27 protein-coding genes and 1 tRNA gene are annotated in these 21561 nt (G+C 27.5%); 11 read left to right on the top strand and 17 right to left on the bottom strand.

Annotated elements, in window-relative coordinates; translation table 11 throughout:
- Nucleotide 1: 1 nt before the first annotated feature.
- Nucleotides 2–1282 carry an ActS/PrrB/RegB family redox-sensitive histidine kinase gene (locus AC5SLO_RS00220; protein ID WP_494573217.1) on the top strand — a complete coding sequence of 427 codons (1281 nt, stop codon included), beginning with the start codon at nt 2–4 and terminating at the stop codon, nt 1280–1282.
- Here the strand turns inward: AC5SLO_RS00220 and AC5SLO_RS00225 are convergent.
- The 3 genes from AC5SLO_RS00225 to AC5SLO_RS00235 are packed head-to-tail and all read right to left on the bottom strand — an operon-like array spanning nt 1279 to nt 4579.
- Nucleotides 1279–3087 carry a cobaltochelatase CobT-related protein gene (locus tag AC5SLO_RS00225; protein ID WP_494573218.1) on the bottom strand — a complete coding sequence of 603 codons (1809 nt, stop codon included), beginning with the start codon at nt 3085–3087 and terminating at the stop codon, nt 1279–1281. The genes AC5SLO_RS00220 and AC5SLO_RS00225 overlap by 4 nt on opposite strands.
- The gene (cobS, locus tag AC5SLO_RS00230; RefSeq protein ID WP_494573219.1) at nt 3088–4062 is read right to left on the bottom strand and encodes a cobaltochelatase subunit CobS; all 975 of its coding nucleotides are present in this window, start codon (nt 4060–4062) and stop codon (nt 3088–3090) included.
- Nucleotides 4052–4579 (bottom strand): J domain-containing protein, encoded by a 528-nt coding sequence (locus AC5SLO_RS00235; protein WP_494573220.1) that lies wholly within the window; start codon nt 4577–4579, stop codon nt 4052–4054. Before AC5SLO_RS00235 ends, cobS begins: the two co-directional genes overlap by 11 nt.
- 25 nt (nt 4580–4604) lie before the next feature.
- Here AC5SLO_RS00235 and AC5SLO_RS00240 point away from each other — a divergent pair, with 25 nt between their 5' ends.
- A complete protein-coding gene (locus AC5SLO_RS00240; RefSeq protein WP_494573221.1) occupies nt 4605–4865 on the top strand; it encodes a BolA/IbaG family iron-sulfur metabolism protein in 261 nt (86 codons plus the stop codon).
- Here AC5SLO_RS00240 and aroB read toward each other — a convergent pair.
- Together aroB and AC5SLO_RS00250 are read right to left on the bottom strand one after the other, a co-directional pair.
- Entirely contained in the window at nt 4854–5960 is a 1107-nt protein-coding gene (aroB, locus tag AC5SLO_RS00245; protein WP_494573222.1) for a 3-dehydroquinate synthase, read from the bottom strand. The genes AC5SLO_RS00240 and aroB overlap by 12 nt on opposite strands.
- Nucleotides 5947–6459, bottom strand: a complete 513-nt coding sequence (locus AC5SLO_RS00250; RefSeq protein ID WP_494573223.1) for a shikimate kinase — start codon at nt 6457–6459, stop codon at nt 5947–5949. The genes aroB and AC5SLO_RS00250 overlap by 14 nt, the downstream gene beginning before the upstream one ends.
- Nucleotides 6460–6497: 38 nt before the next feature.
- Here AC5SLO_RS00250 and AC5SLO_RS00255 point away from each other — a divergent pair, with 38 nt between their 5' ends.
- The 5 genes from AC5SLO_RS00255 to truA are packed head-to-tail and all read left to right on the top strand — an operon-like array spanning nt 6498 to nt 10646.
- Entirely contained in the window at nt 6498–6695 is a 198-nt protein-coding gene (locus AC5SLO_RS00255) for a hypothetical protein (protein ID WP_494573224.1), read from the top strand.
- A complete protein-coding gene (locus tag AC5SLO_RS00260) occupies nt 6670–8433 on the top strand; it encodes a hypothetical protein (protein ID WP_494573225.1) in 1764 nt (587 codons plus the stop codon). The genes AC5SLO_RS00255 and AC5SLO_RS00260 overlap by 26 nt, the downstream gene beginning before the upstream one ends.
- A 26-nt stretch (nt 8434–8459) precedes the next feature.
- On the top strand, nt 8460–8978 hold the full coding sequence (gene def, locus AC5SLO_RS00265) for a peptide deformylase (protein ID WP_494573226.1): 519 nt from the start codon (nt 8460–8462) through the stop codon (nt 8976–8978).
- Nucleotides 8979–8980: 2 nt separating this feature from the next.
- On the top strand, nt 8981–9913 hold the full coding sequence (fmt, locus tag AC5SLO_RS00270) for a methionyl-tRNA formyltransferase (RefSeq protein WP_494573227.1): 933 nt from the start codon (nt 8981–8983) through the stop codon (nt 9911–9913).
- The gene (gene truA / locus AC5SLO_RS00275) at nt 9906–10646 is read left to right on the top strand and encodes a tRNA pseudouridine(38-40) synthase TruA (RefSeq protein WP_494573228.1); all 741 of its coding nucleotides are present in this window, start codon (nt 9906–9908) and stop codon (nt 10644–10646) included. Before fmt ends, truA begins: the two co-directional genes overlap by 8 nt.
- Here the strand turns inward: truA and AC5SLO_RS00280 are convergent.
- From AC5SLO_RS00280 to rpmH, 11 genes are read right to left on the bottom strand one after another with little or no spacing between them, the layout of a single operon-like run.
- Entirely contained in the window at nt 10636–11115 is a 480-nt protein-coding gene (locus tag AC5SLO_RS00280; RefSeq protein WP_494573229.1) for an SET domain-containing protein, read from the bottom strand. The genes truA and AC5SLO_RS00280 overlap by 11 nt on opposite strands.
- Before the next feature lie 31 nt (nt 11116–11146).
- Entirely contained in the window at nt 11147–12076 is a 930-nt protein-coding gene (locus AC5SLO_RS00285; protein WP_494573230.1) for a histone deacetylase family protein, read from the bottom strand.
- Nucleotides 12077–12271: a hypothetical protein gene (locus tag AC5SLO_RS00290; protein ID WP_011281728.1), complete on the bottom strand. Its 195-nt coding sequence runs from the start codon at nt 12269–12271 to the stop codon at nt 12077–12079. It abuts the gene before it with no gap.
- Nucleotides 12271–13425, bottom strand: coding sequence for a succinyl-diaminopimelate desuccinylase (gene dapE, locus AC5SLO_RS00295; RefSeq protein ID WP_494573231.1), 1155 nt, complete (start codon nt 13423–13425; stop codon nt 12271–12273). The genes AC5SLO_RS00290 and dapE overlap by 1 nt, the downstream gene beginning before the upstream one ends.
- Nucleotides 13426–14253, bottom strand: coding sequence for a 2,3,4,5-tetrahydropyridine-2,6-dicarboxylate N-succinyltransferase (gene dapD, locus AC5SLO_RS00300; RefSeq protein WP_494573232.1), 828 nt, complete (start codon nt 14251–14253; stop codon nt 13426–13428).
- A gap of 29 nt (nt 14254–14282) precedes the next feature.
- Complete coding sequence (locus AC5SLO_RS00305) at nt 14283–14954, bottom strand: pyrimidine 5'-nucleotidase (protein WP_494573233.1); 672 nt, start codon at nt 14952–14954, stop codon at nt 14283–14285.
- Complete coding sequence (argB, locus tag AC5SLO_RS00310; RefSeq protein WP_494573234.1) at nt 14951–15817, bottom strand: acetylglutamate kinase; 867 nt, start codon at nt 15815–15817, stop codon at nt 14951–14953. Before argB ends, AC5SLO_RS00305 begins: the two co-directional genes overlap by 4 nt.
- Nucleotides 15818–17494: a membrane protein insertase YidC gene (yidC, locus tag AC5SLO_RS00315; RefSeq protein ID WP_494573235.1), complete on the bottom strand. Its 1677-nt coding sequence runs from the start codon at nt 17492–17494 to the stop codon at nt 15818–15820.
- Nucleotides 17494–17745: a membrane protein insertion efficiency factor YidD gene (gene yidD, locus AC5SLO_RS00320; RefSeq protein ID WP_494573236.1), complete on the bottom strand. Its 252-nt coding sequence runs from the start codon at nt 17743–17745 to the stop codon at nt 17494–17496. Before yidD ends, yidC begins: the two co-directional genes overlap by 1 nt.
- Nucleotides 17745–18089, bottom strand: coding sequence for a ribonuclease P protein component (rnpA, locus tag AC5SLO_RS00325; protein ID WP_494573237.1), 345 nt, complete (start codon nt 18087–18089; stop codon nt 17745–17747). The genes yidD and rnpA overlap by 1 nt, the downstream gene beginning before the upstream one ends.
- A gap of 10 nt (nt 18090–18099) precedes the next feature.
- The gene (gene rpmH, locus AC5SLO_RS00330; protein ID WP_271516905.1) at nt 18100–18264 is read right to left on the bottom strand and encodes a 50S ribosomal protein L34; all 165 of its coding nucleotides are present in this window, start codon (nt 18262–18264) and stop codon (nt 18100–18102) included.
- Nucleotides 18265–18356: 92 nt separating this feature from the next.
- Here rpmH and AC5SLO_RS00335 point away from each other — a divergent pair, with 92 nt between their 5' ends.
- Both AC5SLO_RS00335 and AC5SLO_RS00340 read left to right on the top strand, forming a co-directional pair.
- Entirely contained in the window at nt 18357–19076 is a 720-nt protein-coding gene (locus AC5SLO_RS00335; RefSeq protein WP_494573238.1) for a TVP38/TMEM64 family protein, read from the top strand.
- Nucleotides 19073–20341, top strand: a complete 1269-nt coding sequence (locus AC5SLO_RS00340; RefSeq protein WP_494573239.1) for a hypothetical protein — start codon at nt 19073–19075, stop codon at nt 20339–20341. The genes AC5SLO_RS00335 and AC5SLO_RS00340 overlap by 4 nt, the downstream gene beginning before the upstream one ends.
- A 185-nt stretch (nt 20342–20526) precedes the next feature.
- Here the strand turns inward: AC5SLO_RS00340 and AC5SLO_RS00345 are convergent.
- Nucleotides 20527–20600: transfer RNA gene (locus AC5SLO_RS00345), tRNA-Thr, on the bottom strand.
- Between the two features lie 103 nt (nt 20601–20703).
- Between AC5SLO_RS00345 and AC5SLO_RS00350 the strand changes: the two genes are divergently transcribed.
- Complete coding sequence (locus AC5SLO_RS00350) at nt 20704–20904, top strand: hypothetical protein (RefSeq protein ID WP_494573240.1); 201 nt, start codon at nt 20704–20706, stop codon at nt 20902–20904.
- A gap of 97 nt (nt 20905–21001) precedes the next feature.
- Nucleotides 21002–21559: a dCTP deaminase gene (gene dcd / locus AC5SLO_RS00355; RefSeq protein WP_494573241.1), complete on the top strand. Its 558-nt coding sequence runs from the start codon at nt 21002–21004 to the stop codon at nt 21557–21559.
- Nucleotides 21560–21561: the final 2 nt, after the last annotated feature.

Consider the following 21561-nt stretch of genomic DNA (forward strand, 5'->3'; position numbering starts at 1 on the left):
AATGAAGTTTTTCGAAACTTCAAAATATTTTTCATTAAAAAAATCTACTTACATAAATTTAAGATGGATTGCAATTATTGGTCAACTCATAACAGTAAACCTTATTTATTTTGTTTTTGATTTTAGATTTAGTCTAATTTTAGCAAATTCAACAATTCTATTAGGAGTGCTAAGTAATCTTTATTTAATCTATATTAATCAGAATACTCAACTAAGTGATAAGATAGCATTTCTTTTTTTATTTATTGATATTTTACAACTGAGTTGTTTGATTTATTTAACAGGAGGAATTATAAATCCTTTTTCAATTTTTTTGATTATCCCAGCTATATTTTCATCGTCTAATTTAGGTTTTAGAAGTAATTTATTATTAGTTTGCTTTACAGTTTTAATAATTATTTTTCTTACTTTTTTTAATCAACCTTTACCCTATCCAATTAAAGAACATTTTCACGTAGACAGCTATTATTACTATTCAATTCCAATAGCATTAATTATTGCTTTACTTTTTTTGAATTATTTTGCTTCAACCTTTGGATCAGAATCCAGAATAAGAAAAGAGGCACTAAATAAAATGGAAGAAATCATGTCAAAAGAGCATGAACTTTTATCCTTAGGAGGACAAGCCGCTGCTGCCGCACATTCTCTTGGAACTCCATTTTCAACTATCAAAATTATTTCATCAGATTTATTAAAACAATTTAAAGATGATATTGATGTTAAAAAGGATGTTGAATTGTTAGTCAGTCAGATAGATAGGTGTAGTGAGATACTTAAAAAGCTTACATTAAACCCAATAATAGAGGATAATTTTATTGATAGTAATCTTACATTGTCAAAATATATAGATGAGATTGTTAAATCGTTTCAAGAAATAAGCAAAAAACAGTTTATTGTAAATTATGATCAAAATTCTAATCCATTAAGATTTAATAAGTCCATAGAGGTAATTTATGGCTTGAGAAATTTTATTGGTAATGCAAATAAATTTTCAAGAAAAAAAGTTTTTATAACACTTAAAACAAATAGTGAGTTTTCTGAAATTATGATCGAGGATGATGGTGAGGGGTATCCTAAGGATGTGCTAAGTAAAATTGGTGAACCTTATGTTAAATCTCTAAAGTCTTCTATAAAGTCAAAATCTGGATTAGGACTTGGAATGTTTATAGGAAAAACTTTGCTTGAAAAAAATCATGCAAGTATTTTATGTAAAAACTCAGAAACAAGAACAGGTGCTGAAGTTAATATAAAGTGGAAAAATCAAGATCTTTTAAAACTTTAATGTAATTTATTTTTAGTTTCAAATAAGCCACTTAATTGGGATATCATAACATCACCAAGTTCATGAACATCTGTTATTTTAATGGCCTTATCATAGTATCTCGATACATCATGACCAATCCCAATTGCAAGAATTTCAACATCAGTTTTAATCTCTATGAACTTAACTATTTTTTTTAAATGTTTTTCTAGAAAATCTCCAGAATTGACAGATAAGGTTGAGTCATCCACAGGAGCCCCATCTGAAATTACCATCAAAATTTTTCTTTCCTCTTTTCTTTTTTTTATTCTATTGTAGGCCCACGATATAGCCTCACCATCTATATTTTCTTTTAAAAGACCTTCCTTAAGCATCAGACCTATATTATTTTTAGTCTGTCGCCATTGAGTATCAGCACCTTTATAAATTATATGTCTTAAATCATTTAGTCTTCCAGGATTCTTTGGCTTATTTCTTTTTGCCCAAGCTTCTCTACTTTTTCCACCTTTCCAATTTTTAGTGGTAAAACCTAAAACCTCTACTTTAACAGAACACCTTTCTAAAGTTCTAGATAATATATCCGCACAAAGAGCAGCAATAGTAATTGGACGTCCACGCATTGAACCTGAGTTATCAATTAGAAGTGTTACTATAGTATCTTTAAAATCAAGATCTTTCTCTTTCATAAATGATAAAGAATTATATGGATCCATAATTACTCTTGTTAATTTTGAGCTATCCAACAAACCTTCCTCTAAATCAAATTCCCAGGATCGATTTTGTTTAGCAAGAAGTTGTCTCTGTAATTTATTAGCAAGCTTAGTAATAAGATCTTGAAAACCAATTAACTGTTGATCTAAATTTTTTCGTAGCTTTTGAGTTTCTTTTAAGTCTTCTAAAATTTCTGCTTTTGCAATTTCATCAAATTCATTTGTATAAATTTTATATTCTTGATCAATATTGTTAAGATTAGATTTTTGAAGAACACTCTCTGAGCTTTCTTCTAATGATTCAGAGTCCTCTAGTTGTTCATTCATTTGTTGATCACTAAGATCAAACCCTGCATCAAGACTAGCTTTTACCTCATCCTGTTTATTTTCATCTTCTTTAGCATCTGGTTGATTTTCATCATTATTCTCAGATTTATTATCTTGATAATTATCTTTTTCATCTTCATTCTTATTATTTTCTTCATTATTTGAATTAAAAATATCCATATTTTCTAAAATTTCAGAAAATTTTAAACTGTAATTGTCTTGATCTTCTAAGTTTTCATTTAAAAAATCTATGTGCTTATCAATAAATGTTGAAAAATCTTTCTCCCAAACACTTAACATTTTGGATGATGTTGAGTTAAGTTTTAAATTAAAAAATTTTTTTAACATAAAAAGCTCAAATGCCTCAGCAACAGGAACATCATCCTTGTTTTTGATTTGATCTTTATGATTAGAATTAATCTTTTGTTTATAGTTTTCGTTTAAATTTTTTCCAACACCTTTGAGCATTTTTCCACCCAAAACCTCATATCTAATTTTTTCTGCGATATTATATAAAGATTTACAAGATGGATTATTTGGTAGGTTTTTATTAAATATATCTTTATTTGAAAATTTTTTCTTTAAAGCTCCTGAATCTGTTTCTGCTCTCAATCTAATAAAATCATTTTTACTTGATAAATTGGTTACATCAAAAAAATCAATCTTTTTATTACTTAAATTTTGATCAAGTTTTTTTACATCCAACTTATAGTCTTCAGAAATTACTTTTGCAGTTGAAATTAAAGCTTGCTTAAATTGCTCTTTAAAATTATTTTCTTTGCTGCTCATTTAAATCTGAATATTAACCATAGACTCTGGCAGTTCCTCACCAAAACATCTTTGATAATATTCAGCTATAGTATTTTTTTCAATGTCATCACACTTGTTTAAGAAGGTAACTCTAAATGCATAGCCGGTGTCTTTAAAGATTTCAGTATTTTCTGCCCAATGCAATACTGTTCTGGGACTCATTACGGTAGATATATCTCCAGCTATAAATCCTTTTCTAGTCAAAGAGGCTACTTTAATCATGTTTGCGATTTTTTCTTTACCTTTTGAATTATTCAAATTTTTATTTTTTGCCAAAACAATCTCCATTTCTTTATCAAGACTAAGATAGTTCAGTGATGTTACAATATTCCATCTATCCATTTGACCCTGGTTAATCTGCTGAGTTCCATGATACAATCCAGTAGTATCCCCCAATCCTACAGTGTTAGATGTTGCAAACAGTCTAAAAAATTTATTTTGCTTTATTACTTTATTTTTATCTAGAAGAGTAAAATTACCTTCAGCTTCTAGAACTCTCTGAATAACAAACATAACATCGGGTCTACCAGCATCATATTCATCAAAAACGAGAGCAACCGGGTTTTGTATTGACCAAGGCAAAATACCTTCTTTAAATTCAGTAACTTGTTTTCCATCCTTTACAACTATTGCGTCTTTACCAATTAAATCAATTCTACTTACATGACTGTCTAAATTTACTCTAATACAGGGCCAATTTAATCTAGCAGCAATTTGTTCTATGTGAGTTGATTTACCAGTTCCATGATAACCCTGAACTAAAACTCTTTTATTAAATGCAAATCCCGAAACTATTGCAAGAGTGGTGTCTTTATCAAATTTGTAATTTTTGTCTATTTCTGGGACATACTCACTTTTTTTTGAGAAAGCATCCACTTCCATATCCGAGTCAATTCCAAAAGATTGTTTTAAAGATATTTTGATATCTGGTTGTATATTTAAATTAGGTGTCAATTTTTTCCCTATATGTATTCTTTAGCTGGGTGTAAGCTAAAGTAATTAATTTAAGTTTTTCTTCGTATTCTTTATTCCCTAAATTAATATCAGGGTGAAATTTTTTGACAAGAGTTTTGAATTTGTTTTGTATTTGTTCCCATTTTAATCCAACAGAAACTCCTAAAATACTAAAAGCTTTAATATCATTAGCATCAAATTTAAATTGATTCATATGGTTGTATTCACCCCTAAGCTTTGTTTTATCAAATTCATCCTTTAAAGTTGTGTTCCACAAAACTTTAAAAAAATTATCAGAAGAACTAAAGCTTTGAGTTGGTTTATGCCATGTCATATCAGATTTAAGAAAATCAAAGACCTGCTCATCATCCATACCTTTAAAATAATTCCAATTCTTATTGAATTCTTTGACATGTGCCAAACAAAGTAATCGGTATTTTTTACTATTATCTTTTTCAATTGGTGCTTTATATTCACCTATTTCAAAACAATTATTCCAATCACAAATATTTTTCATGCTATATAATAATAAGTTATTATTTATGAATATAAACGAATTAATTACAATTGTTAAAAATAAACTTCAAAAGGAAATCATAATTCAGGATTTAAAAATTGAAGATAAAAGTTTTCTACATAAAAACCACAAGCAAAATCAAGAAGGAAGGTACCATTTAAAATTGACCATTAAATCTAATGAGCTTACTCAATTATCTAAAATAGAATCAACAAAAAAAATTTATAATATCTTAGATTTAGAGCTTAGAAATTATATACATTCAATACAAATATTATTGAATTAATTCTTTTTGTAAAAAAGTAGCAATTCTTTTTTCATTGAATTCAAGTTTATGAATAGGGGTACCAATTTTTTTTAATAAAATTAAATTAATTTTTTTTGTATTGTTTTTTTTATCCTTTTTCATAAAAGATAAAATCTTATTAAGATCCTTAATTGAAAAAAATTTATTAATATCACTTGGAAGATTTAATTTATTAAGATGATTTTCAATTATTTGAAAATCTTTTATATTCAAATTTTTATTTATTAGACTGAACTTTGCTGCTGTTTTTACTCCCAGTATAACAGCCTCACCGTGATTTAATCTTTTTGAGTATCCAAGTGTTGCTTCAAATGCATGAGCAAAAGTATGTCCGAGGTTTAATATTTTTCTTATCCCCATCTCTTTTTCATCTTCCTCAACCACTCTTTTTTTTATTAAACAGCTTTGATAAATAGCTTTTTCAATGAATGGGCTTTTTAATCTTAAAATGTTAGTTCCATTTTTATTCAAAAATAAAAAGAATTTCTTATCTTTAATCAGAGAGTGTTTAAGTACCTCTCCATAACCACAAACGATTTCTCTTTTTGGCAAAGACTTTAAAAAATTTATATCAGAAATAACTAAACTTGGTTGGTAAAATGATCCAATTAAATTTTTACCATATGGAGTATTTACGCCAGTCTTACCGCCAATTGATGAGTCTACCTGTGAGAGTAAAGTAGTTGGAATATTAATAAATTTTAAACCTCTTTTATATATACTTGCTGCAAACCCTGAGACATCCCCTGTTATGCCCCCTCCAATAGAAATTAAACAATCGTTTCTGTTAAAGTTTTTTTTTAAAAGAATTGATAAAATTTTTTGTACACTATTTTGGTTTTTATTTTTTTCACTCGCATTGAAATAGTGAATTATGGTTGAGTATCTTGGTAAAGATTTAAGTATTTCTTTAATCAATTTTTTGGGGACATTTTTGTCTGCCACAACAAGACAACTATTTAAATTTATAGAAGTGATCTTTAAAAATTTATTTAATTTATTTAAAATATTATTTCCTATATAAATAGGGTATTTTTGATTGGTAGTATTCACTTGTATTTTAATTAAGCTCATAAATTTTTATTATTTTTTTTTGTATTTCAGTTTTTGTAAGTTTATTACAGTTTATCTTAAATTGTGCTTTAGAATATACCTTAATTCTTTTTTTAATAATTTCTTTAATTTCCTTATCGGTTGATTTAAAAACTAATGGTCTTTTTTTACTATTTCTTATTCTTTGAAGCAAAATTGATTCATCCCAATCAAGCCAAAAACTGATATGATTTGACAAAACCTCTTTTCTAATATTATCATTTATAAAACCACCTCCACCCAGAGCAATCACATTTTTTTTATTGTTTAAGGATTTAAGTGTGATTTTTTCTTCTAATTTTCTGAAATAATCTTCTCCTTTATTTTCAAATATTTCTGTAATTGACATCCTTAAAGACTCCTCAATTAAATTATCAATATCGATGAATGGAAGTTTTAGTTTTTTTGACACTAAACTTCCTATAGAGGATTTTCCAGATCCCATCATTCCTAAAAAAATGATGTTTTTATTTGAATCCATAAGCTTTCTTTATTGAAAAAACACAAATATGTCTTAATTTGAAATTAATAAAAGATTATATGCAATTTACAAAAAATACAAGTAGCAGCAGAACTAGAGGTCTATTAATTAAAGTATTATTGATTTTAGTTGTTGTTGTAGTTGCCACAATGTTTTTAGGAAAAATAGAAGTCCCATACCCCAACAAAGATGTTGAAAAAATTATCTCAAATGAAAAACTTAAAATTGTTAAATAGAAAATGTTTTATAATTTTTCTGTTTTTCTTTTTTATAAGTCTTAATGTTCAATCACAAGAACCTATTGATATCTGGAGTATAGAAGAAAAGAGCAATACGAATAAAGTCTTAAATACCAAAAATGATGATGACAAAGAAATTCCTCAGAACAGTATTTATGAAATGCAATCTCAAAGTAATAGTGAGTTAAGTATAGAGCAATCACAAACTTTAGTCTCAAAAGAGGTAAAATTAGTAGGCTTATATGATCCAGAAGAAAATGGGCTAGATATAAATATGTGGTCTAATTCTAATGGTGATCAAATTTTAAATATTTTTAAGCGCATAGATAAGCTCAATTTATCTCAAGATGCTTCAGAAATAATGGATATTTTACTTTTGACCAATGCATATTATCCCAAACAAAATATTACAGAAGAACAGTTTTTAGAAATAAAGTCTAACTGGCTTATTAAAAAATCAAATTATCAATTAATTGAAAGTTATCTATTAAAAAATCAAATTATCAATGAGAATCCAAAATTAACTAAATATTTGGTTGATTATTATTTGTCTGAATCAAATGTTAAAAAAGCTTGTGAAATATTTTCTGAAATTAAAGATTCCATAGAAGATGTTTATTTATCTAAATTTAATATTTATTGCCTTATTCATAATAACAAAAAGGAAGAAGCTCAACTACTGATAGATTTAAAAAAAGAACTTAATGATTTTAATGATAAGTTTTTTGAAAAAAAAATTAATCATTTGATGGGTTATACCAACGAACCTGATACAGAAATATCAGAAAATACAATTTTAAATTTTCATTTATCTCATATAACTAACCCAGATTTTAAATTTGAACCTAAAAACTCAACAGCAAAAGAAATATGGCGATATTTGTCGACATCAAACCTTTTATATAAAATCAATGATATTGAAATTAATGAATTAGATAAAATTGCAAATATTGAAAAGGCCACTCATGATGGCAATTATTCAGAAAAGGAATTATTTGAACTTTATAAGAGATTCCAATTCACCATAAATCAACTACTTAACATTAAAGAATCTACAAAAGTAATACCTGCTATTGAGGCTAGGGCTTTAATTTATCAAGGAATTTTGATTACAACAAATATAGAAAAAAAACTTGAGCTAATGAATGCACTAAAAAACTCGTTTAAAATTGATGAAATGGAAGAGGCATTTTCTGATGAATTAAGAAACCTTTTAAGTGATATTGATGAACAAGAAGTCCCATCTAATTACACAACTTTTTATCAAAATTATATTGATAAAAAAGAAAATAAATTAACTAATATTAAAATAAATAATAAAATTTTACATCAATCAAAATTGATTAATCATTTTATATTAGAAAATGGCTTAAGTGATATTAACAAAGACGTAAATAATTTATTAAAAAAAATTAAAAAAGATAAAAAATATTTTTTCTCAAAAAAAGATATTATTTTAATTGAGTCTTTAAAGTCTGATGGAGTAAAAGTTCTTGATAAATTTAATACTTTATATGAACCCAATGACTATGAAATGCCATCAGACATTCAAATATTTATAAATAGTGGAGATATGGCAGCAACAATACTTAGAGTTATTGAAGTTATTGGACGAGATGAACTAAAAAATATTGATGATGATACATTATATTTTATAATTAGTGCTCTTAACCAGCTAGATATTGATCCAATAAGAAATAAGATTCTGCTTAAAGTTCTTCCTTTAAAAGTTTAAAAATTATACTAAAATAATAGATAATTATGGCAGTTAAACAAATCTTGACAGAACCAAATAAATTTTTGAGGCAAATTTCAAAGCCTGTTGAAAGGGTAGGTGATGAAGAAAGAAAGCTAATGGATGATATGCTAGATACAATGTATGCAGCACCCGGAATAGGCTTGGCGGCTATTCAAATTGGTATTCCTAAAAGAATTATTGTTATGGATATTAGTAGAGATGAAAATAAAAAAGAGCCACTGTATTTTGTAAACCCAGTTATAAAAAATAAAAATGAAAATAAATCTAGATATGAAGAGGGATGCTTATCAGTACCAGATCAATTTGCAGAAATAGAAAGACCAAAAACGTGTGAGGTTGAATATTTAGATTATTATGGAAAAAAACAAATATTAAAAGCAGAGGGTTTATTAGCAACATGTATTCAACACGAAATTGATCATTTAGAGGGTATTTTATTCATAGACTATTTATCAAAACTCAAAAAATCAATGATTATAAAAAAACTTTCTAAATTTAAATCTAAAAGAATTATTGTTTAGTAATGACAAGGAAGATTGTCTTTATGGGTACACCATCTTTTGCTGTACCTATACTAAAAGCACTTCATAAAAAAAAATATTTGATATCTGCAACTTATACGCAACCACCACAAAAATCACAAAGAGGGCAAAGATACAATAAATCACCCATACATGTTATTTCAGAGGAATTAAATATTGAATGTAGGACCCCTAGAATTTTAAAAGGTAATAATGAAGAATTTAATTTTTTTAAAAAATTAGATGTTGATATAGTTATAGTAGTTGCATATGGACAAATTATTCCTAATGATTTTTTAGATTTATCCAAAAAAGGTTTTATTAATATACATGCATCATTATTACCAAAGTGGAGAGGAGCTGCCCCTATTCAAAGGTCAATTATAAATTTAGAAAAAGAAACAGGTATTAGTATTATGAAAATTGGAGAAAAACTTGATACTGGACCTGTTTGTAATTCATATAAAATAGATATTAAAGAAAATGACAATGCAGAAACAATATCAGCAAAACTTTCAATTTTAGCCTCAGAAAAAATATCAGAAAATATTGATGGTATACTTGATGATACTGTAAGATTTAAAGAGCAAGATCATAACAATGCAACCTATGCATCTAAAATTAAAAAATCTGAGGGTGAAATAAAATGGAGTGATAATGCAGAAAATATAATTGGTAAAATAAACGGATTATACCCAAGCCCTGGGGCTTTTTTTATTTTTAAAGAAGAAAGATATAAAATTTTAAAAGCAGAATTAGGCACTAAAAGTGGTGAAATAGGTGAAGTAATGACTAGTGACTTAGAAATTAGCTGTGGAGATCAAAAATCTATAAAAGTTATTGAAATTCAAAGACAAGGAAAAAAGCCTCAAAATATTAATGAATTTGTTCTTGGTTCTCAAATAATAAAAGGCTCAAGATTAACAAATGTTTAGATATCAAATTTTGATAGAGTATATAGGAACAAGTTTTGTTGGTTGGCAAATACAATCTAAAGGAAAATCAATTCAAAAAGAAATACAAATCAAATTATCAAAACTTTTAAAAGAAAAAGTGGTTTTGATAGGATCTGGAAGAACAGACGCAGGCGTTCATGCGATAGAGCAGTCAGCTCATTTTGACTGCAAAAAAGAAATTCAAAATTTAGATAAGTTATTAAAATCAATTAATCATTTTATAAATAATAAAGGTATTTCTATTTTAAAAATTAAAAAAAGAAGTGTAAAATTTCATGCAAGACATTCAGCCAAACAAAGAATTTATAAATATATAATTTTTAATAGATTAAGTAAGCCTTCTCTTGAAAAAGAAAGAGGTTGGCACATAATAAAAAAATTAGATATTGAGTTAATGAAAAAAGGAGCAAAAAAACTTTTAGGTACTAAAGACTTTTCTACTTTTAGAGCATCAAGCTGTAATGCAAAAAGTCCTATTAAAACTATGGAATCTGTTTTGATTAAATCAAATGGTGGAAGAATTGAAATACAATTTAAATCACAATCATTTTTACAACAACAAGTACGTTCAATGGTAGGTAGTTTAAAATACTTAGCTGAAAATAAATGGAATTTAAAAAAATTTGAATTTGTTATTAAATCAAAAAAAAGAATTCTTTGTGCACCACCAGCACCTGCTGAGGGATTATTCTTAGAAAAAGTTATTTACTAGTTTTTTGTCGACCAATGCTAAATTTTTTATTAATTCTCCATCTAGACTCTGCTCGAACAATATAGCCACAACAATTTTTTGACTTACATTTGCATGGAAATTGTTTGTAATCTTCATCATAGCCAAAACCATAATCAGCTGTAATTTCTTCACCTTTTTTAATATCTCTTATAGCAACTACCCATAACTTTAAACCTGTCCCGTTATAATCACAATTATTAGAGCAAGAGTGATTTATTAAACGTGCGATATTCCAAGAAACATCTCCATCCAAGTCGTATTTTTTATTTAAATTAAACAAATAGATGGGCTTTGCATTATCAAACTTTTGTGATTCTTCTGTTTGTTTCTTAGTAATAATTTTGCCAACATAATCAATAATTCTAGTGCCTTCTTTGATGTCTTTTGTAGCATATAGCCCACGACCTTTTTTATCGATGTTAGATTTTTTAATTTTGTAAAGTTTCATTGTGAGTTCTTTAATGTGTATTAAGAAATTATCAATTAAATTCTAGTAAAGCTTTTACATGCATCTCAGTACTTTCTTGAAGTGCTAGTAGATCGTATCCACCTTCTAAAATTGACACTACTTTTCCATCACAATATTGTTTTGATAGCTCAAGTGTTCTTTTGGTAATGTTATAAAAGTCTTTTGACTCTAATTGAAGTTGTGCCAATGGATCATCTTTATGGGCATCAAACCCCGCAGAAAGTAAGATGAATTCAGGTTTAAATTCTTTAATTTTATTAAGAACAGATTCATAGGCATTTAAATATTCTTCTGATGTTGTTCCTGCTGGCAAAGGAATATTTAATATGTTGTTGTGTTTTCCTTTTTCATCATTAGTACCCGATCCTGGATAATAGGGGTATTGATGAGTAGAAATATATAGAACTTTTTCATTATCATAAAAAATATCTTGAGTGCCGTTTCCATGATGCACATCAAAATCAATAATTGCTATTTTATTAAGTTTGTATTTATTTATGAGATAATTAGCTCCAACAGCTACATTGTTATAGATACAAAAACCCATAGCCTTATTTTTCTCTGCATGATGACCTGGAGGTCTAACGGCGCAAAAAGCGTTTTTAAAATCTTTATTTTGCACACCATCAATAGCTGTGATAATTGAACCTACGGCATCTGACGTGGCATCCTTACTTCCTGGAGAGACAATTGTATCTCCATCTAAAAAAGATAATCCTTTTTCAGGAAAAGATTTTTCTACAAATTTTATATAATCAGAGTTATGAGTTATTTCTAAAAGTGACCGGTCAAATTTTGAAGGTTTTTTCCAAACTAAATCTTTATTATCTAATTTTTTGAAATTATCGATAACTACTGCAACTCTATCAATTTTCTCTGGATGACCGTCGCCCGTATTATGATTTTGATAAGTATCAGAAGTTATTAAACCAGTTTTCATTTAAGATAGATATTCTTGATAAATAGTTTCTCGTTCTACTTTTGGCATTCCTTTGGTTCTTTCTACAAACTCATTACGCTGTTCTCTATTCTTAAAAACAAAAAAACACACAGTATCTTTAGAGTGATAAATAGCTTTTAATTCATCATCAATATCATTCAGTTCTTTAGGAATATCTGTTTTAATGCAAATCATTAAAAGTAATTTTTAAGAATTTCAGAATATATCTTTGTTAACTTTTTTAAGTCTGAAATAGATACTGCCTCATCTACTTTGTGCATTGTTTTGCCCACTAAACCAAATTCTAAACATGGAGCAATTTTTCTAATAAATCTTGCGTCTGAAGTTCCACCTGTTGTAGAAAATTGAGGTTTAATTTTTGTAATTTTTTTTATTACATCTTGAATCATGTAAGTTGTTTTATTGGGTTTAGTTAAAAAAGCCTCACCTGATACACGATATTCTACTTTAAAATTAGATTTATTTTTTTTGGTAATTTTTTTGAAAATTTTATTTAATCTATTCTTTAAGCTAGAAGATGTATGTTTATTATTAAATCTTATGTTAAAGGTAGCTCTTGCAAGCCCTGGAATAACATTATCAGCTGTATTATTTATATTAATTTTAGTTACTTCTAAATTTGTTGGTTGAAAGTCCTTTGTGCCTTTATCAAATTTTATTTCTTTTATTTCATTTAGTATCTTGATCAATGAAGTCGATGGATTTTTAGCACGATGAGGATATGCAACATGACCTTGAGTTCCAATTATAGTCAATTCAGCATTGATACTTCCTCTTCTGCCAATTTTAATCATTTCACCAAGTTTATTAGGGTTTGTCGGCTCACCAACTAAACAAAAATCTATTTTTTCTTTTTTCTTTTTTAAGTAATCAACTACTTTTTTAGTACCATTAATTGCAACACCTTCTTCATCACCAGTAATTAATAAACTAATTGATCCGTTAATTTTTTTATTATTTGATACAAAGCTATTTACAGCAACAACCCAGCTTGCAATTGCACTTTTCATGTCATTAGCGCCTCTACCAATAAGGTGATTTTTTTTAATAGCTGGACTAAAAGGTTTAATCGTCCAATCTTTTATATTTCCTGGAGGTACCACATCTAAGTGACCAGCAAACATAAAGTTTGGTTGAGAATTACCTAATCTTGCATATAGGTTTTTAACTGGTTTAGAATTTTTATCTTTAAACTCTAAAATCTTACATTTAAATCCAATAGCAGTTAATTTTTTAGCTAAGAATTTCATTACTCCAGCATCAACGGGTGTAATGCTTGGAAATCTTATTAGCTCTTTAGCTAATGTGATTTCATTGTAAGTTGGCATTTAGTCTCTTAATAAGTCGTTAATAGAAGTTTTAGATCTAGTTTTTTCATCAACTTGTTTAATAATTACTGCACAATATAAAGCAGGTCCTTTACCATCTTTACTTGGAATGCTGCCCGGTACTATTACTGAGTAGGGTGGAATTTTTCCATAGATTACTTCACCAGTTTCTCGGTAAACAATTTTTGTAGATTGACCAATAAATACACCCATAGATAATACAGATCCTTCTCCAACAATTACTCCTTCAACTATCTCTGAACGAGCTCCAATAAAGCAATTATCTTCGATGATAGTAGGGTTAGCTTGCATTGGTTCTAATACACCTCCAATTCCAGCACCACCTGATATGTGACAGTTCTTTCCTATTTGTGCACACGATCCTACAGAAGCCCAAGTATCCACCATAGTACCTTCATCTACATATGCTCCAATATTTACAAAGCAAGGCATAAGCACTGCATTCTTTCCAATAAAAGAACCTTTTCTAACAGGTGAATTAGGAACCATTCTAAAACCAGCTTTTATATGATCTTCTTTTGTCCAACCTGACGTTTTACCTTTTAGTAAATGAGATTTGTCATACCAACTGCTATATGGGCCACTCAATGAATCCATATCATGGGTCCTAAAACTTAACATTATTGCTTTTTTAACCCACTGATTGACTACCCACTCATTACCATTTTTTTCAGCAACTCTTAGTTCACCACTATCAACAAGTTCAATCGTTTGGTTGATGGCATCTAATATAGACTTATCAGATTGACCATTTATGGAATCTTTATTTTCCCAAGCTGTATTGATAATGTTTTCAAATTCTTTCATAGTTTTATTTTATCGTTAGTAGGTTAGTTTTATTGTGCTTTTAATACATTAATTTCTTGAAGAAAAGAAGGCAAGTTCTTAATCTTATAATCAATATATGGTTTATCCGCATCTTTTTTTGCAAATACTTCATCATTCTCAAGCCAGCAAGTTTTCATTCCCAAGTTTTTAGCTTGTTCTAAATTATGAGCAATATCTTCGATTAATATTGATTTTGCTGGATCAAGATTAAATTTTTCAATTATTTTTTTATAAGGTTCAATTTTTGGTTTAGGTATAAAATTAGCATCAACAATATCAAATGCTCCATCAAACAAACCATCTATACCTAGTTGTTTAGTTACATTTTCAACATGGGCATGAGAACCATTAGTAAAAATATATTTTTTTTCTTTAATTTTAATTAATTCTTCCCGCAGCAATTCATCTTTAGGAAGCCAGCTAATATCAATGTCATGAACAAATTCCAGAAATTCATGTGGATCAATTTTATCGTGAGTCATTAATCCTGATAATGTTGTTCCATATTCATAGAAGTATTCTTTTTGAATTTCTTTTGCTTTAATTAAATCCACATTAAATTTCTTTGAAATAAAAGAAGACATTTTTTTATCAACTTCAGAAAAAACCTTTGTTTGTCCAGAATACAAAGTATTATCTAAGTCGAATAGCCAGTATTTAGTATTAATTAAATTTTTCATTCTCTTATTAAAGTTCCTGAACCTTTATCAGACAATAGTTCAAAAAGGAGTGAGTGATTTTTTCTTCCATCAATTATTACAACGGCCTTAACTCCTTTACTGGCAACATCTAGACAATTTTTAATTTTAGGTATCATTCCACCAGAAATTACTTTTTGATCAATTAATTCATTAGCTTTTTTAGAATTTATTTCAGGGATTAGTTTTTTTTCACTGTCTAATACGCCCTCTACATCGCTGATAATCATTAATCTTCTAGCTTTTAACTCAATTGCTATTGATCCTGCAGCAGTATCGGCATTTATATTAAAAGTTTGATTGTTTTCATCTAACCCTAATGGTGCAACAATGGGTACTTCATTAACTTTAATAGTTTCTTTTAAAACATTAGTTTTAATGTGAGTGGGAGTGCCTACAAAACCTAATTTGTCACTTTCAGGTTTTACAGCTATTATATTGTATTCTTTTGAAGTAATCCCTTTTGTTTCACAAGATTGATCCTTTAAAGCATTGACAATTTCTTTATTAAATTCAATCAATACATCTTCAACTATATTAATAGTATTTTTATCTGTAACTCTTAGTCCATTAATAAAATCACTTTTAATATTAAGCTCATCTAGTTTGTTGTTTATCCTTTTTCCACCACCGTGGATAACTATGGGATTAAAACCAAGTTTTTTTAAAACAGCAACATCTTCAATAAAAATTTTAAACAATTTTGGATCAATTAAAACACTGCCCCCGCATTTAATGACAATAAATTCATCATTATACTTTTCTAAATATTTTTTTACTTCTTTAACTGTTGGGCCGTCTTTGGGTAGGATGTTTGTTAATTCTTCTTCTTTTAACGATGACATTTATGTTGTTTTGATAGTCATTTTTCTTTGAACAATATATTGTTGAATCATTGTGAAGATATTGTTGAAGCTCCAGTAGATAACAAGACCTGCAGGAAAGGGTGCAAGAATTACAGTTAGAAATACCGGAAAAAACATAAATATTTTAGCCTGTATAGGATCTGGTGGTGTTGGGTTAAGTTTCTGCTGAATCCACATCGTGATTCCCATAATTATTGGCCATGCACCTATTAATAAGAAAGAAGGTGGATCCCATGGAATCAAACCAAAAACATTAAATAAAGATGTTGGGTCTCTATCGCTTAAGTCATGTATCCATCCATAAAATGGCATGTGTCTCATTTCAATGGTTACAAACAATACTTTATATAGCGCAAAGAAAACTGGAATCTGAACTAGGATAGGTAGACAACCACTCATAGGATTAACTTTTTCTTTCTTATAAAGAGCCATCATCGCTTGTTGCAATTTCATTTTATCATCCTTATGCAATTCTTTTAGACGAGCCATTTCAGGTGCTAATAACTTCATTTTTCCCATAGACTTAAAACTAAAGTTGGCAAGAGGAAAGAAAGCCAATCTAATACAAATAGTGACAGCAATAATTGCTAAACCATAATTACCAAGTAATTTAAAGAAGTAATCCAATACAAAGAATAAAGGCTTTGTAATGAAATACATAAAGCCCCAATCAATTGCTAGATCAAACTTATTGATATCTAAATTTTCAGCATAACCATCAATGACACTTACTCTTTTGGCTGCAACTATAATTTGAATTTTTTCTTCAATAGAGCTGTTTGCCTTAACCTCTATACCTTTAGTTGATATGTAGTTGGCTCTGAATTTATTTTTATAATCAAAAGTTGTTTTAAACTCTTTTCCTTTTGGTGGTATAACTGATGTAACCCAAAATTTATCTGAAATAGCAACAAATCCCTCTTGTGCAATTTGAGTAAATTTCTTTTCCTGGATATCATCGTAATCTTCTTCAATTAATTGATCATCAAGTACAGATAAAAACCCTTCATGCAAAATATAAAAGCCAGATATCTCTGGTATTTTATTTCTAATTATTTGCCCGTAGGAGTAAAAATTATAAGATTTATCTGATGAATTAATTATTTTTTCTTTTACAGTAAATAAAAATTGGTCATCTAGACTTATATGTTTTTCAAATGTGATGCCTTGAGAGTTGCTCCATGTTAGTTTTACAGGATTATTATTAGTTAATCTTTTATTTCCAGAAATCTCCCAGACGGAAGAAGCATCAGGGATATCAATATTTTTATTAGTGCTTACAAAGCCACTTTCAATTAAGTAACCATCTTCAACATTTCTTGGGTTTAGTAAGACTATTTTTTCATTTTTATTCAGTTCAACATTATATTCTTTAAAAGTTAAGTCATCTATTGTTGCACCTTTTAAAGAAATTGATCCAATAACACTTTCATTTTCAAATTGAATTCTATCATTTTCTTTTAAAGCATCTGTTCTTGATAGTTTTGCAAAGTTTTCATTTTTATCTAAGCTTGGAGTATCTGTATTGTTTTCAATTTTTTTTTGTTCAGCTAGATTTTGTTTTATAGTTGCGGGATCAGGCTGAAAAAAAAGAGAGTATAAAACAATTACAGCTGCTGATAGAGATATTGCTGCAATTACGTTTTTTGTATCCATTACTTTTTAGCCTTTACTTCTTTTTTAACTGGATCAAATCCCTCACCACCACCTAATATTTTAATAGGATGACATGATAGAATTCTTTTAGTACTTTTTAGTACTCCCTTTTTTAGACCATATGTTTTTAAGCACTCAATAGAATAATCAGAACAAGTTGGTAGATATCTACAAGAAGGCGTTAAGTAAGGACTAATAATCATTTTATAAAGTTTAATTAGGCCAATTAAAATATTTGATATAATTCTCATTATTTAATTTTTTCTATGTCTTTGAACAAAGTATCTTTTATTATAGCATATTCTTTGTTTAGCATAGTTATTTTCGCAATAACAAGGTAAGAATAATTTAAATTAATTGATATTTTTTTTACTGCTTCATTCATAATATTTCTTAATCTTCTTTTAATTTTATTTCTCTTTACAGCACCACGGATAAGTTTTTTTTTAACTACAAAGCTAATATTTAGTTTTTTATTATCTTTATCTGCGAGAGGACTAAAAAAAAGAGTGATATACTTGTTTGAGACTTTCTTTTTCTTTAGTAAATTTTTGAAATCTTCGTTTTTAGAAAGAGCAACAATTTTGCTTTTCATTTAGTTTGAATTATTTACCCTGAGGTTTTTTTTGGGTAGATGACACTGTAAGATTCTTACGTCCCTTAGCTCTTCTTCTCTTTAGAAGTTTTTTTCCACCTTTAGTTGCCATCTTTGATCTGAAGCCATGTTTCTTAAGACGTTTTCCAACTTTAGGCTGATATGTTCTTTTCATAGGATATATTTAATTTTTAATAAATTTCGCCCTTTATAGTAATTAAATGTATAAATAGCAAATAGAAGATTTTATATTACTCTAAGTAAATTATGGAAAAATCAAAAAAAGTTAAGATAACTTTAGGTATCTTCTATCTAGTATCTATTTGCTTATTTTTATACTTTTTCTTTTCATATTTTAGTTTGAAAGAGATTAACAGTATTAAGATTATTCAATCTAACGCTGACAAGTTAAATGAGTTAAAAAGTAATAACTTATTTCTTATGTCGATATTTTTTTTTCTTTTTACGGTACTATGGGTTTTTTTACTTGGTTTTGGAAGTCCAATAATCTTAGTGGGCGGTTTTGTATTTGGTAAATGGCTTGGAACTTTGTTAGCTACATTCAGTTTATCTATGGGTGCTTTAGCATTGTATATAATTGGAAAATATTTTTTTTATGAAGTTTTAAAAAAAAAATTATTATATAAATTTAAAAAATTTGAAACTCTCTTTAGTAAAAATCATTTATTGGTAATGATTATATTTAGATTTGTTGGTTTTGTTCCTTTCTTTATAGCAAATTTATTACCGGTAATATTTAATATAAATGCAAAAAATTATTTTATAGGAACTTTTTTAGGAATTTTACCTTCTGTGTTTATATTAAGCAGCTTTGCAAGTGGCTTAAGTGAAGCATTATTTAAATTTGAAAAGTTTCCACCATTAATTTCTTTATTGGTGCTACCTGAAATATACTTTCCAATTATAGGCTTCATTATTATATTATTGATATCATTAATTCTCAAAAAAAAAATTTCTAATAAATGAAATATCAATTCTTAAAAAAACCATTATTTATTTTCATTTTGGTAAACATTTGCTTAGTAATTTTTTGGTTAGACATAAAACACCTTGTTGAAAATGACTCATCTATATCAGAATGGTTAATTAACTATCAAGGTGGTTTTACCAGAAGAGGACTTGGTGGTGAGATCGCTATGATTTTTGCAAATTTGTTGGATATTTCGTTAAGAAGATCAATATTTTTTATTCAAACAATAATCCATACAACTTATCTTGCATTAATATATTTTTATTTAAGAAATTTAAAATTAAATATTTTACAAAAATTCGCACTCTATGCGCCTATTTTTTTATTATATCCAATAGCAGAATTAGAAGTATTGGGCAGAAAAGAAATTATTTTATTTTTATTTTTTTTAATTACCATCTTTTTTTGTGCAAATAAATTTAGTACTAAGATCATTAATTATTTAATATTTTTTGTAAGTCCAGTTGTTTGTTTACTTTGGGAGCAGGTAGTTTTATTTTTTCCATTTTTTTTAACAGTATTTATAATTAAAAATAATTTAAAAACATTTAAAGAAGTACTTAAAAAATCATTAATTGTTTTTTTTCCAGGAATTGTAACTTTTATTTACATATTCATTACACCTTTAAGCAATACTGGACATGAATTAATGTGTAATTTTATTAGCACCAATTATAGCGAAAGATGCTACATGTCTGCAAGCATGTTGATCACTAGCACAATCCACTTTGATACTTTGTGGATACATGACAATGCAAATTTTACTCATTATTTTAGATATATTTTAATTTTTTTAGTTGGTTTTTTACCTTTAAACATTCTTATATCAAAAACTAAGTTTATTGAAAAAAATAATTTTATCACAAAAAACTTTAAATTAAAGACAGTATTTTTTATTCTTTATTGCCCAGCGTTAATGTTATTTATTTTTGGGTATGATTGGGGTAGATGGATAAATATAACTTATACGTTTGCAATTTTACTCTATTTTTATCTTATAAAAAATTCCATAATAGAAAATGAATTAGAAATTAATAATTCAATATTAGGTAAATTTTTTTATAATAAATCTCTTTGTGCATTTGCATTTTTTTTATTTGCATTTTTTTGGAGTCCTAAAACAGTGATGACTGGAGATATTTCCACAAATATTGGATATAAAATTATCTACAATACTTCAAAAAAAATGTTCAATTTTAATGGAATCAGATTGTTCCAGGAAAATCCCTTAATAAAATTTCATAAAAAATATATAGAATAGAATATTGTTATTTAATAATAAGATTTACTTTTTGACAAATAAAATCAATCTCAGTTTTTTTTAAAGATAGACTTGAGGGTAAACAAAATCTATATTTTGAAACATCTTCGGAATTTTAAACTGTTTAAAGTTATATAGTTTTAAATTTTTTTATTTTGTTCAATTAATTGAAAAAAATTGATTTATGGTGCCCCCACCAAGAATCGAACTTGAAATTTATCCTTACCATGGACACGTTATGCCATTTAACTATAGGGGCTATTTTGGTATTTATTGAGTATTTTTATAATAAATCATTTTTTTCAAAATATTGCCTTAATTTTTTTCATATAATGATTTATACCTATTGAAGGAAAATTTTTATGGGAATTCATTACGATTATAAATCTACTAAAGGAAACAAGCTCATGGAAAAGCAAGCTAAGAGAGAAAAAAAGCTTGCAGAAAAAAGAGCAAAAAGAGAAGCTAAAGAAGGTCCAAAGGCTCAACAAGAGCCAGAGAAGGTTTTAGATGCATCAAAACCTATCACATTAGATTTTCTAACTAATCCAGATAAACAATGAATGATAAAGAAAAAAATGAGAAGTTAAGTCTTGCTCTTAAAAAAAATTTAAAAAAAAGAAAAATTTTTCAAAAAAAAAATAAGAAGAAAAGTAAATAATGTCAGTACTTTCCGACAAATCTATAAGAAAGTTGGCAGTTGAAGAGGCAATGATTTCTCCCTTTATAGACAAACAGGTCAGAGAGGGTAAAATTTCTTATGGTCTAAGTTCATTTGGTTATGATGCGAGAGCAGGAGATGAATTTAAAATTTTTCACAATGTTAACTCCTCAATTGTTGATCCTAAAGAGTTTACACCAGATAATTTTGTAACTAAAAAAAGCTCTGATTATATCATTATCCCACCTAACTCTTTTGCTTTAGGAACTACTATAGAGGTTTTTAAAATACCAAGAAACATCATGTGCATTGTTGTTGGTAAGAGTACTTATGCTAGAACAGGAATTATAGTAAACGTAACCCCTATTGAATCTGAATTTTTTGGAACCGTTACCCTTGAATTTTCAAATACCACACCACTTCCAGCAAAGATTTATGCAAATGAAGGTGTTGCTCAATTTTTATTTTTGAAAGGAGATCAATCTCCCGAAACTTCATACGCTGACCGTAAAGGAAAATATATGGGTCAAACTGGAGTAACTTTACCAAAAGTATAATC

Source organism: Candidatus Pelagibacter sp. PS_44 (genome assembly GCF_059417735.1).

Excerpts from the sequence above, each read along its gene's own strand:
- dcd (WP_494573241.1), top strand. The coding sequence starts at position 21,002 with ATGTCAGTACTTTCCGACAAATCTATAAGAAAGTTGGCAGTTGAAGAG.
- AC5SLO_RS00350 (WP_494573240.1), top strand. The coding sequence starts at position 20,704 with ATGGGAATTCATTACGATTATAAATCTACTAAAGGAAACAAGCTCATG.
- AC5SLO_RS00290 (WP_011281728.1), bottom strand. The coding sequence starts at position 12,271 with ATGATTTGCATTAAAACAGATATTCCTAAAGAACTGAATGATATTGAT.
- AC5SLO_RS00260 (WP_494573225.1), top strand. The coding sequence starts at position 6,670 with ATGAAAAACTTAAAATTGTTAAATAGAAAATGTTTTATAATTTTTCTG.
- AC5SLO_RS00285 (WP_494573230.1), bottom strand. The coding sequence starts at position 12,076 with ATGAAAACTGGTTTAATAACTTCTGATACTTATCAAAATCATAATACG.
- fmt (WP_494573227.1), top strand. The coding sequence starts at position 8,981 with ATGACAAGGAAGATTGTCTTTATGGGTACACCATCTTTTGCTGTACCT.
- dapD (WP_494573232.1), bottom strand. The coding sequence starts at position 14,253 with ATGAAAGAATTTGAAAACATTATCAATACAGCTTGGGAAAATAAAGAT.
- argB (WP_494573234.1), bottom strand. The coding sequence starts at position 15,817 with ATGTCATCGTTAAAAGAAGAAGAATTAACAAACATCCTACCCAAAGAC.
- AC5SLO_RS00220 (WP_494573217.1), top strand. The coding sequence starts at position 2 with ATGAAGTTTTTCGAAACTTCAAAATATTTTTCATTAAAAAAATCTACT.
- def (WP_494573226.1), top strand. The coding sequence starts at position 8,460 with ATGGCAGTTAAACAAATCTTGACAGAACCAAATAAATTTTTGAGGCAA.
- dapE (WP_494573231.1), bottom strand. The coding sequence starts at position 13,425 with ATGCCAACTTACAATGAAATCACATTAGCTAAAGAGCTAATAAGATTT.
- AC5SLO_RS00280 (WP_494573229.1), bottom strand. The coding sequence starts at position 11,115 with ATGAAACTTTACAAAATTAAAAAATCTAACATCGATAAAAAAGGTCGT.
- aroB (WP_494573222.1), bottom strand. The coding sequence starts at position 5,960 with ATGAGCTTAATTAAAATACAAGTGAATACTACCAATCAAAAATACCCT.
- AC5SLO_RS00340 (WP_494573239.1), top strand. The coding sequence starts at position 19,073 with ATGAAATATCAATTCTTAAAAAAACCATTATTTATTTTCATTTTGGTA.
- AC5SLO_RS00335 (WP_494573238.1), top strand. The coding sequence starts at position 18,357 with ATGGAAAAATCAAAAAAAGTTAAGATAACTTTAGGTATCTTCTATCTA.
- truA (WP_494573228.1), top strand. The coding sequence starts at position 9,906 with ATGTTTAGATATCAAATTTTGATAGAGTATATAGGAACAAGTTTTGTT.
- rnpA (WP_494573237.1), bottom strand. The coding sequence starts at position 18,089 with ATGAAAAGCAAAATTGTTGCTCTTTCTAAAAACGAAGATTTCAAAAAT.
- yidC (WP_494573235.1), bottom strand. The coding sequence starts at position 17,494 with ATGGATACAAAAAACGTAATTGCAGCAATATCTCTATCAGCAGCTGTA.
- AC5SLO_RS00235 (WP_494573220.1), bottom strand. The coding sequence starts at position 4,579 with ATGAAAAATATTTGTGATTGGAATAATTGTTTTGAAATAGGTGAATAT.
- rpmH (WP_271516905.1), bottom strand. The coding sequence starts at position 18,264 with ATGAAAAGAACATATCAGCCTAAAGTTGGAAAACGTCTTAAGAAACAT.
- AC5SLO_RS00305 (WP_494573233.1), bottom strand. The coding sequence starts at position 14,954 with ATGAAAAATTTAATTAATACTAAATACTGGCTATTCGACTTAGATAAT.
- AC5SLO_RS00250 (WP_494573223.1), bottom strand. The coding sequence starts at position 6,459 with ATGGATTCAAATAAAAACATCATTTTTTTAGGAATGATGGGATCTGGA.
- yidD (WP_494573236.1), bottom strand. The coding sequence starts at position 17,745 with ATGAGAATTATATCAAATATTTTAATTGGCCTAATTAAACTTTATAAA.
- AC5SLO_RS00240 (WP_494573221.1), top strand. The coding sequence starts at position 4,605 with ATGAATATAAACGAATTAATTACAATTGTTAAAAATAAACTTCAAAAG.
- AC5SLO_RS00225 (WP_494573218.1), bottom strand. The coding sequence starts at position 3,087 with ATGAGCAGCAAAGAAAATAATTTTAAAGAGCAATTTAAGCAAGCTTTA.